19 protein-coding genes are annotated in these 17,479 nt (G+C 38.9%); all 19 read left to right on the forward strand.

Annotation, left to right across the window (positions count from 1 at the left end; genetic code table 11):
* Nucleotides 1–176: 176 nt before the first annotated feature.
* The 19 genes from mtaB to J7K93_10900 all read left to right on the forward strand — a co-directional run bounded on the left by mtaB (nt 177) and on the right by J7K93_10900 (nt 17,473).
* Complete coding sequence (gene mtaB / locus J7K93_10810; protein ID MCD6117496.1) at nt 177–1,475, forward strand: tRNA (N(6)-L-threonylcarbamoyladenosine(37)-C(2))-methylthiotransferase MtaB; 1,299 nt, start codon at nt 177–179, stop codon at nt 1,473–1,475.
* Between the two features lie 288 nt (nt 1,476–1,763).
* Entirely contained in the window at nt 1,764–2,213 is a 450-nt protein-coding gene (locus tag J7K93_10815) for an Hsp20/alpha crystallin family protein (GenBank protein MCD6117497.1), read from the forward strand.
* Between the two features lie 6 nt (nt 2,214–2,219).
* Nucleotides 2,220–4,619, forward strand: a complete 2,400-nt coding sequence (gene lon / locus J7K93_10820) for an endopeptidase La (protein ID MCD6117498.1) — start codon at nt 2,220–2,222, stop codon at nt 4,617–4,619.
* Nucleotides 4,620–4,802: 183 nt separating this feature from the next.
* Nucleotides 4,803–6,113 (forward strand): GTPase, encoded by a 1,311-nt coding sequence (locus J7K93_10825; GenBank protein ID MCD6117499.1) that lies wholly within the window; start codon nt 4,803–4,805, stop codon nt 6,111–6,113.
* Nucleotides 6,103–7,056, forward strand: a complete 954-nt coding sequence (gene arcC, locus J7K93_10830) for a carbamate kinase (GenBank protein MCD6117500.1) — start codon at nt 6,103–6,105, stop codon at nt 7,054–7,056. The genes J7K93_10825 and arcC overlap by 11 nt, the downstream gene beginning before the upstream one ends.
* 8 nt (nt 7,057–7,064) lie before the next feature.
* Nucleotides 7,065–7,487 (forward strand): nucleoside-diphosphate kinase, encoded by a 423-nt coding sequence (ndk, locus tag J7K93_10835; protein ID MCD6117501.1) that lies wholly within the window; start codon nt 7,065–7,067, stop codon nt 7,485–7,487.
* A gap of 208 nt (nt 7,488–7,695) precedes the next feature.
* Nucleotides 7,696–8,883 (forward strand): acetate kinase, encoded by a 1,188-nt coding sequence (locus J7K93_10840; protein ID MCD6117502.1) that lies wholly within the window; start codon nt 7,696–7,698, stop codon nt 8,881–8,883.
* Nucleotides 8,884–8,902: 19 nt separating this feature from the next.
* The gene (locus J7K93_10845; GenBank protein MCD6117503.1) at nt 8,903–9,295 is read left to right on the forward strand and encodes a response regulator transcription factor; all 393 of its coding nucleotides are present in this window, start codon (nt 8,903–8,905) and stop codon (nt 9,293–9,295) included.
* Between the two features lie 131 nt (nt 9,296–9,426).
* A complete protein-coding gene (locus J7K93_10850; GenBank protein ID MCD6117504.1) occupies nt 9,427–10,881 on the forward strand; it encodes an NADP-dependent malic enzyme in 1,455 nt (484 codons plus the stop codon).
* Between the two features lie 136 nt (nt 10,882–11,017).
* Nucleotides 11,018–11,887, forward strand: coding sequence for an Asp23/Gls24 family envelope stress response protein (locus tag J7K93_10855; GenBank protein MCD6117505.1), 870 nt, complete (start codon nt 11,018–11,020; stop codon nt 11,885–11,887).
* Nucleotides 11,888–11,896: 9 nt separating this feature from the next.
* A complete protein-coding gene (locus J7K93_10860; protein MCD6117506.1) occupies nt 11,897–12,901 on the forward strand; it encodes a 7-cyano-7-deazaguanine synthase in 1,005 nt (334 codons plus the stop codon).
* A gap of 144 nt (nt 12,902–13,045) precedes the next feature.
* The gene (locus tag J7K93_10865; GenBank protein MCD6117507.1) at nt 13,046–13,216 is read left to right on the forward strand and encodes a 4Fe-4S binding protein; all 171 of its coding nucleotides are present in this window, start codon (nt 13,046–13,048) and stop codon (nt 13,214–13,216) included.
* 77 nt (nt 13,217–13,293) lie between these two features.
* Nucleotides 13,294–14,085 (forward strand): bifunctional hydroxymethylpyrimidine kinase/phosphomethylpyrimidine kinase, encoded by a 792-nt coding sequence (gene thiD, locus J7K93_10870; protein ID MCD6117508.1) that lies wholly within the window; start codon nt 13,294–13,296, stop codon nt 14,083–14,085.
* A complete protein-coding gene (locus J7K93_10875) occupies nt 14,075–14,662 on the forward strand; it encodes an epoxyqueuosine reductase QueH (protein MCD6117509.1) in 588 nt (195 codons plus the stop codon). The genes thiD and J7K93_10875 overlap by 11 nt, the downstream gene beginning before the upstream one ends.
* Nucleotides 14,655–14,999, forward strand: a complete 345-nt coding sequence (locus J7K93_10880; GenBank protein MCD6117510.1) for a hypothetical protein — start codon at nt 14,655–14,657, stop codon at nt 14,997–14,999. Before J7K93_10875 ends, J7K93_10880 begins: the two co-directional genes overlap by 8 nt.
* A gap of 18 nt (nt 15,000–15,017) precedes the next feature.
* Nucleotides 15,018–15,326: a hypothetical protein gene (locus J7K93_10885; protein ID MCD6117511.1), complete on the forward strand. Its 309-nt coding sequence runs from the start codon at nt 15,018–15,020 to the stop codon at nt 15,324–15,326.
* Nucleotides 15,327–15,336: 10 nt separating this feature from the next.
* Nucleotides 15,337–15,732 (forward strand): DUF2809 domain-containing protein, encoded by a 396-nt coding sequence (locus J7K93_10890; protein ID MCD6117512.1) that lies wholly within the window; start codon nt 15,337–15,339, stop codon nt 15,730–15,732.
* A 103-nt stretch (nt 15,733–15,835) separates the two neighbouring features.
* Nucleotides 15,836–16,729: a cysteine synthase gene (locus tag J7K93_10895; protein MCD6117513.1), complete on the forward strand. Its 894-nt coding sequence runs from the start codon at nt 15,836–15,838 to the stop codon at nt 16,727–16,729.
* A gap of 123 nt (nt 16,730–16,852) precedes the next feature.
* On the forward strand, nt 16,853–17,473 hold the full coding sequence (locus tag J7K93_10900; GenBank protein ID MCD6117514.1) for a redox-sensing transcriptional repressor Rex: 621 nt from the start codon (nt 16,853–16,855) through the stop codon (nt 17,471–17,473).
* The last annotated feature ends 6 nt before the right edge of the window (nt 17,474–17,479 follow it).

Below are 17,479 nucleotides of genomic sequence, written 5' to 3' on the forward strand. Positions count from 1 at the left end.
AAAGATCAGAAAGAAGAATCTTCCGATGATATTGAAGAGTAGTCCATAATATCTTATATTTCTCTGGTGTTTTCACAATTCTTCAATAAATGAACTGCGGGAGCTGTGACTATAAGTACAGCTCCCGTTCTGTAAAATGAATGTATGTTAAAATTTTATGGAAATTTTGTGAAATTATGAAAAAGGTTGCATTTTTTACTTTGGGCTGTAAATTAAATCAAGCTGAAACAGCTATTATTGCGAGACAGTTTGGCAGAAGAGGATATAGAGTTGTTTCTGCTGAAGAAAAACCTGATGTTTTTGTAGTGAATACCTGTACTGTAACAGAGAGAAGTGCTGCAAAAAGCAGGAAGGCTGTCAGAAAGATGTCAAGGGAAAACCCTGATACTGTTATAATCGTAACAGGGTGTTATGCCCAGGTTTCAAAATCTGAAGCAATTAAGATTAAAGGTGTTGATTGTATTCTCGGCACTCAGGAAAAACTGCATATTTTTGATTATTTCCCCGAGTTTGAAAAGAAAAGAAAACCAATTGTCCGGGTAACTGAGAGGAATCTGATAAGGAATGCAGAGACGGGTTTTCCGTCATATCCGGATAACACGAGAGCGTTCCTTAAGATTCAGGACGGCTGCGATAGCTTCTGCACTTACTGTATTGTGCCATATACCAGAGGCCCTTCAAGGAGCGTTGATATAAATACAATTATTGATCAGGCAAAAAATCTTATATCTGAAGGATTTAAAGAGATTGTACTCACAGGTGTACACATAGGAAAGTGGTCTATGCAGGAAGACAATAGTATGGGCCTTACATATCTTCTGAAAAAATTGCTGGAAATTGATTATAATGGCAGAATAAGACTCAGCTCTCTTGAACCGGAAGAAGTAACAGATGAACTCCTTGATTATGCACAGCATGATCATAGAGTCTGCAGGCATTTTCACATATCCCTGCAGAGCGGCAGCAATTCCGTATTAAAAAGAATGAACCGTCTTTACACAACCGGGATCGTTCAGAATCGTATTGATTCTATATTGAGCCGTTTCCCGAATGCCGGGTTAGGATGTGACGTTATCACCGGATTTCCTGGAGAAACAGAGAAAGAGTTTAACGAGACTCTGGATTTTATTTCCCGCAATAATTTTACATACCTTCACGTATTTCCGTACTCCGTTAGAAAAGGTACGGCAGCAGCTAATTTTTCAGACCAGGTGGCTTCTGAAATAAGAAAAAAAAGAGCTGCAGCTCTCAGAGAATTAGGCAGGAAGGAAAAAACAGAGTTTATCGGAAATTGGATCGGCAAAAAGGTGTCAATACTTGCTGAAGATAAAAAGAGGGGGAATACAATGTCAGGACTTACTTCGGAATATCTGAGAGTTGAAATTCCATTTCAAAAAGATATTTCCAATACGTTTGTTAATGTTTTAATTAAAAAGCCGCTGCCTGACAGAGCAGCAGGGAAGGTGGTTGTTTGAATCCCTTTTTTTCTGGGTATAAAATGATAAAGTATTCTATTGAGGCGCTGTACTGAAAAATGATTGATTCATTTTTCAAAAAGAACTAAGAGACTGCCCCTTAATAAAAAGAGAATGTATTTGATCTTAAACAATTATGAAACAAATCCTGCTGCAGAGAAGTAAAAAACAAGAACCATTTGAATCAAATTTATCTTGATTTTAGTTGCTATAAATGTTATAATATAAATCTTAAAAGAAACACTTTGTTTTTTTGTTATAAATGGTAATTCGGAAAAGAGGCAAAACATGGATAAAACGAAAGTACACAGAATTAAAAGTGTGCTGAGTTCCCTTGATGAGGAAGTGGAATTCTTTTTTTCTGCTTTTTTTAACGGGACCTATCCTTCGATATATCGTGATGAGTTGTACTGGAAACCTCCTACAGATGTTTATGAGACAGATGAAGCATTTGTTGTTGTTGTTGAACTTGCAAATATGAAATCCGATGAAGTGTCAATTTCATATCAGGATGGAATTCTAACAATTCATGGGGTAAGACAGGCAGAAGCGCCGAGCGAGCAGAGAAGATATCATAAGATGGAAATAAATTACGGGCCGTTTGAACGTAAAGTTGATATTCCTGAAGATGTGGAGATTGAGAAACTTACGGCCAAGTATGAATTTGGATTTCTGGAAATAAAACTGCCTAAAAGAGGGCGTAATTCAGGAAAGATAATTGAAGTGGAAGTGGAATAATAAAATATGAATGAGAATGAAATAAATATAGTGCATCATCCCGGTGATTTCGGAAATATTCCTGAAATACCTGAAGAGCTGTCAATACTTCCTGTCAGGAATGTGATTATATTCCCTTTTGTGGTGGCGCCTCTTGTTATCACAGATGAAGATAAAATGGCTCAGATTAATGAGGCGTTAAGTGATAGAAAGATAGTCGGGCTTTTTGCTATAAAGCAGACAGAAGATAATGGGAAAGACGGAATAGAACATGCTGGGGATGATAGTATTTATGATACTGGGACAGCAGTACTGATATTGAAGATGTTCAGGCTTCCTGACGGGAATATGGGGTTAATGGTTCAGGGCCTCTCCAGAATAAAGCTGAAAAATATTTCAAAAACAGATCCCTATATGAAAGGTGTTGTTGAAGCTATACCGGAGCAGGCATCAAAATCAGTAAAAATAGAAGCCTTGATGCGGGAGATTGTTGAACAGTTTCAGCAGATTGTCGCCCTATCTCCAATTTTGCCCGATGAGCTTGGGGCAGCTGTCCTTAACATTGAGAACCCCGGAAGGCTTGCAGATCTTATTGCATCAAATTTAAAAATAGATATTGCCAACAGGCAGTCTATCCTGGAAACACTGGATATTGAAGACAGAATGGTCAGACTGCTCGTTGTTTTAAATAAAGAGTTTGAACTGCTTAAAATAGGTACGAAGATACAATCGGAAGTAAGAAGCAAAATTGATGAAGGGCAGAGAGAGTATTTTTTGCGAGAGCAGCTTAAGGCCATAAAAAATGAGTTGGGCGACAAAGACGAACAAACTCTTGAGGTAGAAGAACTTCAGGAGAAAATTCAAAAAGCCGGTATGCCTGAGGAAGCAAAGGACCAGGCAGAGAAGGAACTCGAGAGGCTCTCACGCATGCCTCCGCAGGCTGCAGAGTACACTGTTGCAAGAACTTACCTTGACTGGCTGATAAGCCTTCCGTGGAACAAGGGAACTGAAGACAGAATTGATATTAAAAAAGCAAAAACAATTCTTGATGAAGACCATTACGGCCTGAATGATATTAAAGACAGAATACTTGAATTTCTTGCTGTACGCAAACTGAAAGAGAATTCCAAAGGGCCAATTCTATGTTTTGTAGGGCCTCCCGGAGTTGGTAAAACATCTCTTGGCCGGTCAATTGCCCGCGCAATGGGCAGAGAATTTGTCAGGTACTCTCTTGGCGGGATGCGTGATGAGGCAGAAATACGGGGACACAGAAGAACCTATATAGGAGCTTTACCTGGCAGAGTCATTCAGGGATTAAAAAAAGCAGGTTCAAACAATCCTGTATTTATGCTGGATGAAATTGATAAACTTGGCGCTGACTTCAGGGGCGACCCTGCATCAGCCTTGCTTGAAGTTCTGGATCCGGAACAGAATAATAATTTTTCGGATCATTATCTTGAAGTATCTTTCAATTTGTCAAAAGTAATGTTTATCACTACTGCAAACATTCTTGAGACAATTCCCGGGCCTCTGCTTGACAGGATGGAAGTGATTCGTCTTCCTGGATATATTGTTGAAGAAAAGGTGCAGATCGCTAAGAAGTATCTTATTCCGAGACAAAAAGAAGAAAATGGGCTAAAGATATCTCAGATAAGTTTTACTGTCAAATCCGTTAAAAAAATAATAGAAGATTATACACGTGAAGCAGGGCTGAGAAATCTGGAGCGGAATATAGGCACATGCTGCAGAAAAGTTGCAAGGAAGATTGCAGAAGGGGAAATAGAAAAGGCAAAAATTACTGATGAGAATTTGCAGGATTCTCTTGGCCCGCAAAAGTTCTTTTCGGAAATGGCAGGCAGGAAAAGCGAAGTCGGTATTGCAACAGGCCTTGCATGGACCTCAGTGGGCGGAGTAATACTTTTTGTTGAAGCAACAAAAATGCATGGAAAGAAAGGGCTTGTGCTTACAGGCCAGCTTGGCGATGTTATGAAAGAGTCTGCACAGGCTGCTTTATCATATATAAGGTCTCATGCAGAAGATTTGGGTATTGATAAAGATTTTTTTGAGAGTAATGACCTTCATATTCACGTACCTGAAGGTGCAACACCCAAGGACGGCCCTTCTGCAGGAGTTACACTTGCAACAAGCCTGGTTTCTGTTTTAACAGGCAGGCCTGTAAAGCATGATATTGCAATGACCGGAGAGATTACATTAAGAGGCAAGGTACTCCCTGTCGGAGGGATTAAAGAGAAAGTACTTGCTGCAAGAAGAGCAGGAATAAAAAAAGTTATTTTGCCAAAGTGGAACGAGAAGGACCTTGAGGATATCCCTGATCATATAAGATCAAAAATGAAGTTTTATTTTGTTGACTGGCTTGATGATGTATTTGAGCTTACTCTGTCTTCAAACAAAAAAAAGCAGAAATAATGTTTTCTTTATAGGATAATTGAGATAAAGAAATCTCGGAGGGACAATGCTGATAAGCAAATTCATAGAAGGTCAGCTCTATTACAGGTGGCTGCACGGGTTTGCCTAGATAAAATAACATGATTGCAGGAACATGTTACTGAATAAAGGTTGTAAGAATTATTGGAATAAAAGGAGTGCATTATGGAAAAGAAACGTGTAATAATAATGGGTGCTGCAGGAAGAGATTTTCACAATTTTAACGTTTATTACAGAGACAATGAAGAATTTGAGGTTGTTGCTTTTACTGCTACACAGATACCTGATATCGAGGGAAGAAAATATCCGGCTGAATTAGCAGGAAAACTCTACCCCAATGGTATCCCTATTGTTGCTGAGGAAGAGCTGGTTTCCCTGATTGATAAAAATAGTATCGATGATGTTGTTTTTTCTTACAGTGATGTTTCTCATAACTATATTGGCCATAAGGCTGCGACTGTGAATGCAGCCGGGGCAAATTTTATCCTGATGGGTACAGAAAAGACCATGCTAAAATCAAAGGTACCTGTAATTTCCATCTGTGCTATCAGAACAGGATGCGGAAAGAGTCAGACAACGAGAAGAGTAAGTGAGATCCTTAGAAATAAAAGGAAAAAGACAGTTGCAATTCGTCATCCCATGCCTTACGGTGACCTTGTAAAACAAGCTGTTCAGCGTTTCGAAAAATATGTTGATTTAAAAACCAACAAGTGTACTATTGAGGAGATGGAAGAGTACGAACCTCATATTGATATGGGTAATATAGTTTATGCAGGAGTGGATTACGGCGCAATTCTTGAGCAGGCAGAGAAAGAAGCGGACATAATCCTCTGGGACGGCGGAAATAATGATACTCCTTTTTATAAACCTGACATGAATATAGTTGTTGTTGACCCGCATCGTCCCGGACACGAAGTTTCATACTATCCCGGCGAGACAAATTTGAGAATGGCTGATGTAGTTATTATCAACAAGATGGATTCTGCTGATTCTGCAAATATTCTTGAAGTAAGGCAAAATGTACAACGAATAAATCCTGAAGCAATTATTATTGAAGCTGCATCACCGCTCTCAGTTGAAGATCCTTCTGTAATTCGCGGCAAGAGAGTTCTTGTTGTTGAGGACGGCCCGACTCTTACACATGGCGGAATGAAATACGGTGCAGGTGTGGTTGCTGCACAAAAATACGGGGCTGCAGAGATTATTGACCCCCGCCCGTGGGTTGAGGGAACTATTGCTGACACATTTAAGAAATATCCGGGTATCGGCCCGCTTCTTCCTGCAATGGGTTATGGTGATCAGCAGGTAAGAGATCTTCAGAAAACTATTGAAAAAGTCGATTGTGATGCTGTTATTATCGGAACACCGATAGATCTTAAAAAAGTTATTGATATTAAAAAACCTGCAGTACGTGTTATGTACAAACTGCAGGAGATTGGTGAACCGACTCTGGAAGATGTACTAAATGACTTCTAAGAATTATTCCACAGTTGTAGTGGCGTTGGGGGGAAACGCCATTACACGTGAATTCGAAGAAGGAAATATTCATCAGCAGTTTGCAAATACACGTAAGAGCCTTGTCAGTATTATTGAAATGGTCGAGAGGGGCGTAAATGTCGTTATTACTCACGGCAACGGCCCGCAGGTCGGAAATGCTTTAATACGTGTTGAAGAAGCCAGACATCTTGTGCCTCCGATCCCCCTCGGTGTTCTTGTTGCGGATACTGAAGGCGGTATGGGATACATGATTGAGCAGTCCCTGCAGAATATGTTTATCCGTAAGGGCATAAGAAAAAGGATAGTTACAATACTTACTCAGGTTGTTGTGGACAAGGACGACCCTTCTATAATTGAGCCTACAAAATTTGTCGGCCCGTTCTTTAAGGACGAAGAAGTGGACAAAATCAGAAGGGATCGGGGCTGGGTTCTTAAAAAGGATGCAGACAGAGGGTGGAGAAGGGTTGTGCCTTCTCCTCATCCTGTGCAAATTGTTGAGAAGGATATAATCCGAGAATTGATAAGCAGCGGTGCAATAGTAATTGCATGCGGCGGCGGCGGAATTCCCGTTTATATCGAAGATGACGGTACTTTTGAAGGCGTTGACGGTGTGATCGACAAGGATCGTGCATCTGCAGTTTTAGCATACGATATAGGAGCAGAGCAGCTGCATATTCTTACGGCAGTAGATAAAGTGTCACTTGATTTCGGGACACCGGGCCAGAGAGACCTTGATATTATTACAAAAGCCGAAGCTCAAAAATATTTGGATGAAGGTGAGTTTCCTGCAGGCAGTATGGGGCCGAAAATTGAAGCTGCTATAAAATTTTTAGAAGATGGCGGAAAAGAGGTTCTCATAACATCAGTTGAAAACTATTCTTTTGCATTGCAGGGGAAAACAGGGACAAAAATAGTCCCTTAATCGTGAGGATGGGTATGAAAGAGCGTACACTTGTAATTGTAAAACCGGATGCTGTAGAAAGAAGATTGGCCGGAGATATTATTCATAAGATTGAGGAAAATGATTATAATATCTTAAAGATTGATAAACTTATTCTTACTGAGCATGAAGCGGAAGCTTTTTATTCAATTCATAAGGATAAAGAGTTCTTCGGCGATCTCATAGATTTTATGACATCAGGGCCGTGTATTCCAATGATTGTTGAAGGAGATGATGCTGTGCATGGTATCCGTAAGTTAGTTGGTGCTACTGACCCGGAGAAGGCAGAGAAGGGTACAATACGGGAACAGTACGGAACTACAATAAGGAAAAATTCCATCCATGCTTCTGATTCTCAGGAAACAGCGGCAAGAGAGATATGTTTCTTTTTCAAGTTACGCTCTATAGCTTGATATGGAGAATAGAAATTCAAATTGGTGATGAGTTATAATAAAATATTTGTTATGGTATCTATTTTTATTGCTGGGTTAGTCGGCAATAAATATGATCGCCTACATGTGTTGATGCTTTTGTGCGAGCATTTTTAAGAATAAAGGGCTGTGCTTATTTTGTATAGCCCTTTAAATTTATAATAATATAAAAAGGAGTAAGACAAATAAAATGAAAGTATTGGTTCTTAACTGCGGGAGTTCGTCTCTAAAGTTCAGGCTATTTGAAATGGAAGAAGAAAAATTGCTTGCAAAGGGGATAGTGGAGGAGATAGGACACAGGAACGGGAATTTTAAATGTGATGTATTGGGAAGACATAAGGTTGAGAAGGAGTGCAGTATAGAGAACCACACTGAAGCAATTGAACTCGTGCAGAAGAGCCTTTGTGATAAAATAACAGGATGCATACGTGAGGTTGATGAAATTGATGCAATAGGGCACAGAGTAGTGCATGGGGGAGAAGCGTTTACAGGTTCTGTTTTTATTAATGAACCGGTCATGAAGAAACTTAAAGAGTGTATAAGATTTGCGCCTCTGCATAATCCATCTAATATTGCAGGCATAAAAGCATCATTATGGCAGTTTCCCTTTGCACGGCAGGTGGCAGTGTTTGATACTGCATTCCATCAGACAATGAAGCCTGAAGCATACATTTATGCTCTCCCATATTCGTGGTATACTGAGAAAGGAATCAGACGATACGGATTCCACGGTACTTCTCATCGTTATGTTGCAGAAGAAGCTGCGAGAATTCTTGACAAACCGATTGAGGAGCTAAAAATTGTAACATGTCATCTTGGAAGCGGCGCCAGCATGGCTGCAGTAAAATACGGGAAATCAGTAGATACATCAATGGGGTTTACGCCCCTTGAAGGAATGATTATGGGTACAAGATGCGGAGATATTGACCCTGCCATACCGCTTTTTATAATGGATACTGACGAACTGACGAGTAGTCAGATGGATACAATTCTAAACAAAAAAAGCGGAGTTTTCGGATTGACTGAAGGCGAAAGCGATATGAGGATTGTTGAAGAAAAAATGCTTAATGGCAAAGAAAGGGAAACTCTTGTAATTAAGATGATATCACGCAGGGTAAAAAAATATATCGGATCTTATGCTGCTGTTATGGGAGGAGTTGATGCTGTTGTATTTACAGCAGGGGTCGGAGAACATGCACCAATTGTAAGAGAACTTGCCTGTGATGGCCTTGAATTTCTGGGAATTACCCTTGATAAATCCAGAAATGATAATAATGCTGTGCTAATAAGTAAAGGCAAAACTGCAGTACTTGTTATCCCTACAAATGAAGAGCTTGCAATTGCGAGAGAGACAAAAATGCTTCTTGATGAAGAATAATATGGGAGATGTAAACGGGATGGGAAAAAGAGTTTTACTTGTTGATGATAATAAAGCCCTTGTTGAAACATTGAAAGAGAGTCTCGAGGAGAGAGGATTTAAATGTGATTGTGCATTTAATGCCAAAGAGGGTTTTGCAGTTTTTATAAATAAAAGCCCTGATATTATTATTACTGATGACATCATGGAAGATATATCAGCAGGATTCCGTCTGGTCAAAGATATAAGAACCGAAGAGGAAAAAAGTGATAGTGCAAAAGTACCGATACTTATGCTTTCAGCCTTAAAAAATGTTACAGATCTTGATTTTAAAGAGCGTGTCGGGACTCCTGTTCTTCAGGTAAACGATATGCTCTATAAGCCGGTAAATCCGGATAAGGTTATTTCTGCAATTAATAACTTGCTTAAATAAAATTAATGTTTTAGATTAGGACAATTGAGGATAGAAAAACAATCTTTCCTGTTCAGTTCAGGGAGATCATTTAGGTGTTTTAGAAAAAATATCCCCAAAATTAATAAATTCAATCTCAAGGAGGCTTTAAAATGGCAAAGATTGACATGTCAATATCAAATATTGATTCGCTGTTCCCTTCTGGTTTTACACAGGAGCAGATAGCAAAGGGGAAAACAGTATTTTTAAAAGAACTTTCTTTACGTGCGCATAAGTTTTACGGCGGCAAAATGATGACTATACCAAAAGCAGGTATTTTCGGATTTAACTGGTTTAATGTCTGGTACACACCTGGCGTATCAAAAGTATCAACAATAATTCGTGATGACAATGATATGTCGTTCCCTCTGTCAAACAGAAGTAATTTTGTTGCAGTGGTTTCTGATTCCACACGTGTATTGGGTGATGGTAATTGTACACCTCCGGGAGGGCTTGGAGTAATGGAGGGCAAGGCCTATTTGATGAAGTATCTTGGCAGTGTTGATGGCGTAGCTTTATGTGTGGATAGTTGCAATGGTAAAGGCGAGCATGATCCACAAAAAATTATTGATTTTGTAAAAATGTTACAGCCAAGTTTTGGTGCTGTTAACCTTGAAGACATTTCACAGCCTAATTGCTACAAAGTTCTGGATACTTTAAGGGAAGAGTGCAATATTCCGGTATGGCATGATGACGCTCAGGGAACAGGATGTGTTACTCTTGCAGGCCTTATCAATGCTCTTAGAATAGTTAAAAAAGATATTGGTAAGGCAAGGATCGTATTTTATGGCGCCGGAGCTGCAAATACAACGATTGCACGTTTGATTATTGCGGCGGGGGGTAATCCTCAAAACATGATTTTGTTTGATTCAAAAGGGTCGCTTCATAAAGGCAGATCAGATATTGAAGCTGATAAACGTTTCTACAGAAAATGGGAGTTGTGTCAGAGGACAAATCCTGATAAAATAACAACTATTCTTGAGGCTGTCAAAGGAGCTGACGTCTTAATTGCAGTGAGCAGGCCGGGTCCTGATGTTGTTAAAAAAGAATGGATTAAAAATATGGGGGACAAGCCTATTGTTTTTGCATGTGCCAATCCTGTGCCGGAAATTTATCCTTATGCTGCAAAAGAAGCCGGCGCATATATAGTAGCAACAGGCAGGGGCGATTTTCCCAATCAGGTTAATAATTCCCTGGGATTTCCCGGAATACTCAAAGGTGCATTAACCGTGAGAGCAAAAAAAATAACGGACAACATGGCAATTGCTGCAGCTTATGCAATTGCTAACTTTGCAGAGAAAAAAGGCCTCAGCCCAGATTATATAATGCCTACAATGGATGAGACCGAAGTATTTGCTCACGAAGCTGCGGATGTTGCAATGCAGGCTATTAAGGACGGTGTTGCACGTATTGGTATGGACAGGGAAACTGTGTTTAATAATACACTTAAGGACATACAGGAAACAAGAGCAATGATTGATATGCTGATGAAAGAAAAGTTCATTAAGACCCCGGATATATCAATGCTTGAGGAAGCTCTTAACACAGCAATTGATGCTGTTAAGTAAAGAGATCGATAATATTATTTATATAGATATTTGTGCATTATAAAAGAGGCGCTTATTAAAAAAGCGCCTCTTTTATAAAAGTCAATGCTTTACAAGGTTGATTTCATCGTAGAGATATAGTATATTATACCACAAAATGAAGAAACGATTACAAAATATTATACTGAATTTCAAGAATAAGATAAAACCTGTTCAGGTGTATGCTCTTGTCGGAAGGTCAGGTACAGGAAAGAGTTTTCGTGCACGGCTTGTTGCAGAAGAGTATGGTATTGAACTTATTTTTGATGACGGGCTGCTCATTCGTGATCAGGTTATTATTGCAGGAAAATCTGCAAAGAGAGAAAAAAACAGATTTAAGGCTGTTAAACGTGCAATACTGACAGATCCGGAACATGCGGAAGAGATCAGAACTGCGCTTCGTGCGCAAGACATACATTCAATTCTGCTACTCGGTACTTCAGAGAAAATGATAGCCCGAATTACTGAAAAACTTGACCTTCCTTACCCCGATAAAATAATTTATATTGATGATATTGCAACTCAGGAAGAGATTGCGACTGCAACTGAGAGCAGAAAGCAAAGAGGGCATCATGTAATACCGGTTCCTACAATTGAACTTGAAAATGATTCCCATAAAATTATTGATTCTGTTAAAATATTTCTCAATTCACATAAAATTTTATTCTGGAAGAAAAAAGTTGTTGAGAAGACTATTGTACAGCCTAAGTTCAGCACAAAAGGCAGATTGAGTATTTCAGAAACGGCTCTCTCGCAGATGGTAATGCACTGTATTGATGAATTTAATGATAATTTTAAGATAAAAAAAATCAGGATAAAACGCTATCCTGCTGATTTTAGAATTGACCTGTCAATTTCCGTCCCATTCGGGACTTCTGTGCCTTCTGTTCTTCCAAAGCTGCAGCGGTATATTGTAACCAGCATACAAAAGTACAGCGGTATTACAATAGAAAATCTGCATATTACAATTGAAGAATTTCAAAGTTAAAGAAAAACAATGCAAAAAAGAATTAAGGCAGTAGCATTAATATCCGGCGGGCTGGATAGTATTCTTGCTGCAAAAATAATAAAAGATCAGGGCATAGATGTTCTGGGGCTTTCTTTTACTTTTAAATTTGATTCTGTAAAACACGGGAGCAGAAAGAACTATCTTGAAAAAGTTGAAAAGGAACTTAATATTCCCATAAAAATAATGGACAGATCTCAGCAGTTACTGGATATTGTTAAGAATCCTGTACATGGCTACGGCTCGGAAATGAACCCCTGTATTGACTGCAGGCTTCAAATGCTGTCTATGGCAAAAGATTATATGGATGAAACAAATTCCGATTTTATTGTAACAGGAGAAGTAGTAGGCCAGCGCCCTATGAGCCAGCAGAAACCTGTAATTTTCCACATTGATAAAGTATCAGGATTGAGGGGGTACATTGTAAGGCCGCTTTCTGCAAAACTTTTGCCTGAGACAATTCCCGAACAAAAGGGATGGATTAAAAGAGAAGAGCTGTACGATTTTCACGGCAGAACAAGAAAACCTCAACTGAGCCTTGCCAGGGAACTCGGCATTGAAAATTTTGAACCCCCTGCAGGCGGGTGCAGCCTTACAACACCGGATTTCTCGCGGCGTTTAAAAGCCCTTTTTGAGAAAAGAGACAGACACACAATCACTGTCAATGATCTTCAGCTTCTGCTTTACGGAAGGCATTTCTGGCCGAATGAGCACTTGAATGTGATAGTAGGCAGAGACGAAAAAGATAATGAGGCTATTGAGAAATTTAAAGGCATTGATATGTTTCTGTTGTATCCTTTTGATATTCCGGGACCTTCTGCTCTTGCGATAGATGTTAAGAATAGAGAAGATCTGAACAGAGCAGCTTCTCTTGTTGCGAGATACACAAATCAGAGAGAAAGTTCTTCTGTTGAGATAATATATTCAGGAAAAGAAGAGGGAAGGATTTCCGTACTGCCGGCAGGGGAAGATGATGTGGAAGAGTGGCGTGTTTGATTTATTGTTCAGGGGAAGGAAGTTATTTTTATAAATTTTAGGGTATGCCTGAATTTAGCTGAAAAGTATTGACTTTATAAAAAATATTAGTTATATTTTTGACCGATTTCATGATTACTCTATACAAGAATCAAGGAGATGAATATGGCACATAAGATTAATGATGAATGCATCAGCTGCGGCGCTTGTGCAGATGAGTGCCCTGTCGATGCAATTAGTGAAGGCGAAGATAAGTATGTTATTGATCCTGATGCATGTACAGACTGCGGCGCTTGTGTGGAAGTTTGTCCGGTAAGTGCAATTGAGGGACCGTAATCCTTAATAGTTCAGCAGCAATTTAAGTATTAAGGCAGAGCCCCCAAAGGTTCTGCCTTTTTTATTAAGGCTATATTATGAAAAAGGTTCTTACAATTGCAGGATCAGATCCCAGCGGCGGAGCCGGAATACAGGCAGACCTTAAGACATTTTCATATTTTGAAGTGTACGGAATGTCTGTAATAACTGCTCTTACAGCGCAGAACAGCAGTGAAGTTGACGGAATCTACAATGTTGTTCCGGATTTTGTAAAAATGCAGCTTGATTCAATATTAAAAGGCGCAGAAATTGATGCTGTTAAAACAGGCATGCTTGCATCCTCTGAAATTGCGGAGACAGTCAGCTTGTGGATTAAAACATCAGATATCCCCTTTGTTGTTGTTGATCCGGTTTTTGTTGCTACTTCCGGCAGTACATTGACAGAATCAGAAGCAGTCCGAATCTTTATTGAAAAAATAATCCCTGATTCGACACTGGTTACTCCAAATATTCCTGAAGCAGAAAAACTTTCAGGGCTTAAGATCAGCACGCCTGAAGACATGAAAAATGCCGCGGAAATTATCAGAAAAATGGGAGCAGGTGCAGTGCTTGTAAAAGGCGGGCATCTTGAATCCGGGATAACGGATATTTTATTTGACGGTTCGGATTTTACTGCATTCAATTCTGAAAGAATCCGGGCAAAATCAACCCACGGAACAGGATGCACACTTTCTGCTGCAATTGCTGCAGGCTTGGCTCTTGGTAATTCATTAAGACAGTCCGTTGAGAATGGAATAGCATATGTGAAAAATGCTATTGAGATGTCAGTTTCTCTCGGCATGGGGCATTTTGGTTTAAATCATGTCCAGGACAAGGGTAATGACAGATAATATGCGGAGAAAAAATCTTTTACTGCATGTATGCTGTGCGCCGTGTTCAACATATCCTATTACAGTATTGAGGGAAGATTATGATGTTACAGCATATTTTTATAATCCCAATATTCACCCCAAGAGAGAGTGGAAAATGCGCAGAGATGAACTAACTCGTTTTCTTGAAAGATGGGACATTCCGCTTATAATTGAAGAATATGATGCTGCAAGATGGTTCAGGCTCATAAGGGGTTTTGAAGATGAACCCGAGGGCGGCAATCGGTGTGAGATTTGTTTTGACATGCGTCTTAAGAAAACAGCGGAATTTGCTGCCCGTAGAGGATTTGATATTTTTACTACGACTCTGTCTGTGAGCCCTCACAAAAATGCACAGCTTATAAATAAACTCGGTATGGATGCATCAGGTGAGTTTGGAGTGGAATTTTATCAAGCTAATTTTAAAAAGAAGAATGGTTTTAAAATCAGCGTGGAAATCAGCAGAAAAGAAGGCTTGTACAGGCAGAATTTTTGCGGCTGTATTTACAGCCAATGGGAAACTGAGGAGAGAAAAAAGATGCGGGCGAACAATGATTAATAAATATTCATTTGGGAAAATGGTTGTAAATAATGTGGAATACAGCAGAGATTTGATCATTACACCGGATTCAATTATTGACAACTGGTGGAGAAAAGAGAGCCACATGTTGTATTTACAGGATATTGAGGAAGCGCTGAATTTGTCAAAACCTGATGTGCTTGTTGCAGGAACAGGCAAATTCGGGCTTATGAAAATTGATGAAAGTTTAATCAAATTTCTTGACAATAAAAATATAGAATTTCATGCTCTTCCGAGTGCAAAAGCAGCAAAACTTTTTAACCGGCTTACACAAGATGGTAAGAGAGTGACAGGTGCATTTCATATTACATGCTGAATTAATGAGGAGAATCGAATGAAAGCGTCAGAACAGATTGGTTCAATTTTTATCGGATTGTGGCTGATTTTATCCGGGCTTGTTACTATGCTTAAAATCAGCAACAATACTCTAAACATAGCAATTGCAGTCATGGCTCTTGTTGCCGGAGTTCTGTTTTTAATGAGCAGGTCACATATTAAAGGAAGGCTGGGCACGTTTTTACTCGGTATATGGCTTATTGGAGCCGGATCAAAACCTGTTGTTGCAGTTCATTTCCCTTTGTATACCGTTATATTCGGCATTCTTGCAATTGCAGCAGGTGTATTGATCTTAATTGATCAATAGGGAGGAATTTTTGTCAGTATACAGAAAATATATTCTTTTAACAATTGCTGCTATTGTACCGCTGGGATTCGGCACAAAGTTCTATTCCGGGCCGCTTGCAAAGTGGGTAAATATTTATGGCGGGGGGGTCCTTTATGTGATTTTCTGGAGCCTTTTTTTAGCTCTGGTTTTTCCCCGATTCCGGATATTGTATAATGTAATTTCTGTGTTTACAGTAACCTGCATACTTGAATTCCTGCAGCTTTGGCATCCTCTTATTTTAGAAAAAGTACGTTCTGTTTTTATTGGAAGAGCACTTATTGGAACAACATTTTCCTTTCTCGATATAATCCACTATTCAGCAGGATCTTTTATCGTTTATGTTTTTCTCTGTAGTCTTCAAAGTAAACTCAACCCTTCGCATTAAAAAATCGTATAAAATTATTCTTTATTGCTTCTATGATAAATAAAGATAAAAGCATGCAAAAATAATATTATAGCTGTGGTTTATTTTAAAACATGAGGCTGTTATGATATATGAAAATATTTTACAGACAATTGGCAATACTCCGCTTGTAAGTATTAATAATTTAAGCACTGAAAAAGAAGTTGAGATATTTGCAAAAATTGAAGGTACAAACCCCACAGGAAGCATAAAAGACAGAATTGCATTAAAAATGGTTGAACAGGCAGAAGCAGACGGATCTCTTATTCACGGAAAAACTATTATTGAACCGACTTCAGGCAACACTGGGATAGGGCTTGCAATGATTGGGGCGGTAAAAGGTTACAATGTTGAAATAGTAATGAGTGAATCAGTATCAATAGAGAGAATAAAGATGATTCGTGCATTTGGTGCAAAGGTTACATTGACTGAAAAAGAAAAAGGAACAGACGGAGCAATATTAAAAGCAAGGGACCTGGTCAGCCGGTTTCCGGGAAAATATTTTATGCCGGACCAATTTTCCAATAAATACAACAAAATTGCTCATTACAAGACAACTGCACAGGAAATATGGAAACAGGCAAACGGAAGAATTGATTATTTTGTCTCTGCAATCGGGACATCAGGCACAATAATGGGAGTTGGTAAAGCTTTAAAGGAAAATAACCCGAAAATAAAAATAGTAGAAGCACATCCGGTAAAAGGCCACTATATTCAGGGATTAAAGAATATGGAAGAGGCTCTTGTTCCGTCAATTTACGATAAAACTCAAATTGATGAATCTGTACCGGTTAATACTGAAGATGCAATCATAATGGCGAAGAGGATTGTCAGAGAAGAAGGAATCTTTGCAGGGATGAGCAGCGGTGCAGCTATGTATGCTGCGCTGAAAATAGCGGGAAAAATTAATTTTGGAAGAATTGTAGTTATTTTCCCTGACAGAGGGGAGAAGTATTTGTCTACGGATCTTTTTAGATAGACGTCATTCAAAATAATGGGCAGCCTAAGATAATATATTTTTAAAAAAGTTCTTGACTTTCAAGAAAGAATGTTTTATAATGCATGTGATTGTGATAACAAGCACAAGTAAGGTGTCAATTTTATGGATAAATCTATACCAAATGAAACTATTAGTCGCCTTTTCCCTTATTTCAGAGCATTGATGTGTCTTGATAAACAGGGAACTGAAACTGTATCTTCTGCACGTCTCGCTGAAGTTTGTCGTGCTAATTCTTCAAAAATTAGAAAAGATTTATCCTATTTTGGTGAACTTGGTACGCGCGGTGTGGGTTACAATGTAAAGGACCTGATGCAAAAAATTCGCACTATACTCAACCTTGATCCGATAAAAAATGCTGCTTTAGTAGGTGTCGGTAATATCGGAAAAGCATTGCTTAAGTATTCAAATTTTGAATTGGAAGGATTTAAAATTTATATGGCGTTTGACAATAATCCTAAAATAATTGGGAAGAAAATAAATCATGTGATTGTTGAAGATGTAGTTAATATGAAAAAAAGAATAAAATCAGAAAAAATCAAACTGGGTATATTAACTGTACCTGAACCAGTGGCGCCGGCTATTGCCAGGCGTATGGGAGATATGGGAATAAAAGCAATTCTGTCTTTTGCTCCATGCTCCCTCGCCATGCCCCATAATATAGAAATTACATGCGTTGATTTAAGCACGGAAATGGCCAAGCTAATTTATTATTCTTACAGATAGCCATTT

It is taken from the genome of bacterium, assembly GCA_021158245.1.
GTDB lineage: Bacteria > Zhuqueibacterota > QNDG01 > QNDG01 > QNDG01 > QNDG01.

Excerpts from the sequence above, each read along its gene's own strand:
- J7K93_10840 (MCD6117502.1), top strand. The coding sequence starts at position 7,696 with ATGAAAGTATTGGTTCTTAACTGCGGGAGTTCGTCTCTAAAGTTCAGG.
- J7K93_10875 (MCD6117509.1), top strand. The coding sequence starts at position 14,075 with ATGACAGATAATATGCGGAGAAAAAATCTTTTACTGCATGTATGCTGT.
- ndk (MCD6117501.1), top strand. The coding sequence starts at position 7,065 with ATGGGTATGAAAGAGCGTACACTTGTAATTGTAAAACCGGATGCTGTA.
- thiD (MCD6117508.1), top strand. The coding sequence starts at position 13,294 with ATGAAAAAGGTTCTTACAATTGCAGGATCAGATCCCAGCGGCGGAGCC.
- J7K93_10895 (MCD6117513.1), top strand. The coding sequence starts at position 15,836 with ATGATATATGAAAATATTTTACAGACAATTGGCAATACTCCGCTTGTA.
- arcC (MCD6117500.1), top strand. The coding sequence starts at position 6,103 with ATGACTTCTAAGAATTATTCCACAGTTGTAGTGGCGTTGGGGGGAAAC.
- mtaB (MCD6117496.1), top strand. The coding sequence starts at position 177 with ATGAAAAAGGTTGCATTTTTTACTTTGGGCTGTAAATTAAATCAAGCT.
- J7K93_10900 (MCD6117514.1), top strand. The coding sequence starts at position 16,853 with ATGGATAAATCTATACCAAATGAAACTATTAGTCGCCTTTTCCCTTAT.
- J7K93_10850 (MCD6117504.1), top strand. The coding sequence starts at position 9,427 with ATGGCAAAGATTGACATGTCAATATCAAATATTGATTCGCTGTTCCCT.
- J7K93_10885 (MCD6117511.1), top strand. The coding sequence starts at position 15,018 with ATGAAAGCGTCAGAACAGATTGGTTCAATTTTTATCGGATTGTGGCTG.
- J7K93_10825 (MCD6117499.1), top strand. The coding sequence starts at position 4,803 with ATGGAAAAGAAACGTGTAATAATAATGGGTGCTGCAGGAAGAGATTTT.
- J7K93_10865 (MCD6117507.1), top strand. The coding sequence starts at position 13,046 with ATGGCACATAAGATTAATGATGAATGCATCAGCTGCGGCGCTTGTGCA.
- J7K93_10815 (MCD6117497.1), top strand. The coding sequence starts at position 1,764 with ATGGATAAAACGAAAGTACACAGAATTAAAAGTGTGCTGAGTTCCCTT.
- J7K93_10880 (MCD6117510.1), top strand. The coding sequence starts at position 14,655 with ATGATTAATAAATATTCATTTGGGAAAATGGTTGTAAATAATGTGGAA.
- J7K93_10855 (MCD6117505.1), top strand. The coding sequence starts at position 11,018 with ATGAAGAAACGATTACAAAATATTATACTGAATTTCAAGAATAAGATA.
- lon (MCD6117498.1), top strand. The coding sequence starts at position 2,220 with ATGAATGAGAATGAAATAAATATAGTGCATCATCCCGGTGATTTCGGA.
- J7K93_10845 (MCD6117503.1), top strand. The coding sequence starts at position 8,903 with ATGGGAAAAAGAGTTTTACTTGTTGATGATAATAAAGCCCTTGTTGAA.
- J7K93_10860 (MCD6117506.1), top strand. The coding sequence starts at position 11,897 with ATGCAAAAAAGAATTAAGGCAGTAGCATTAATATCCGGCGGGCTGGAT.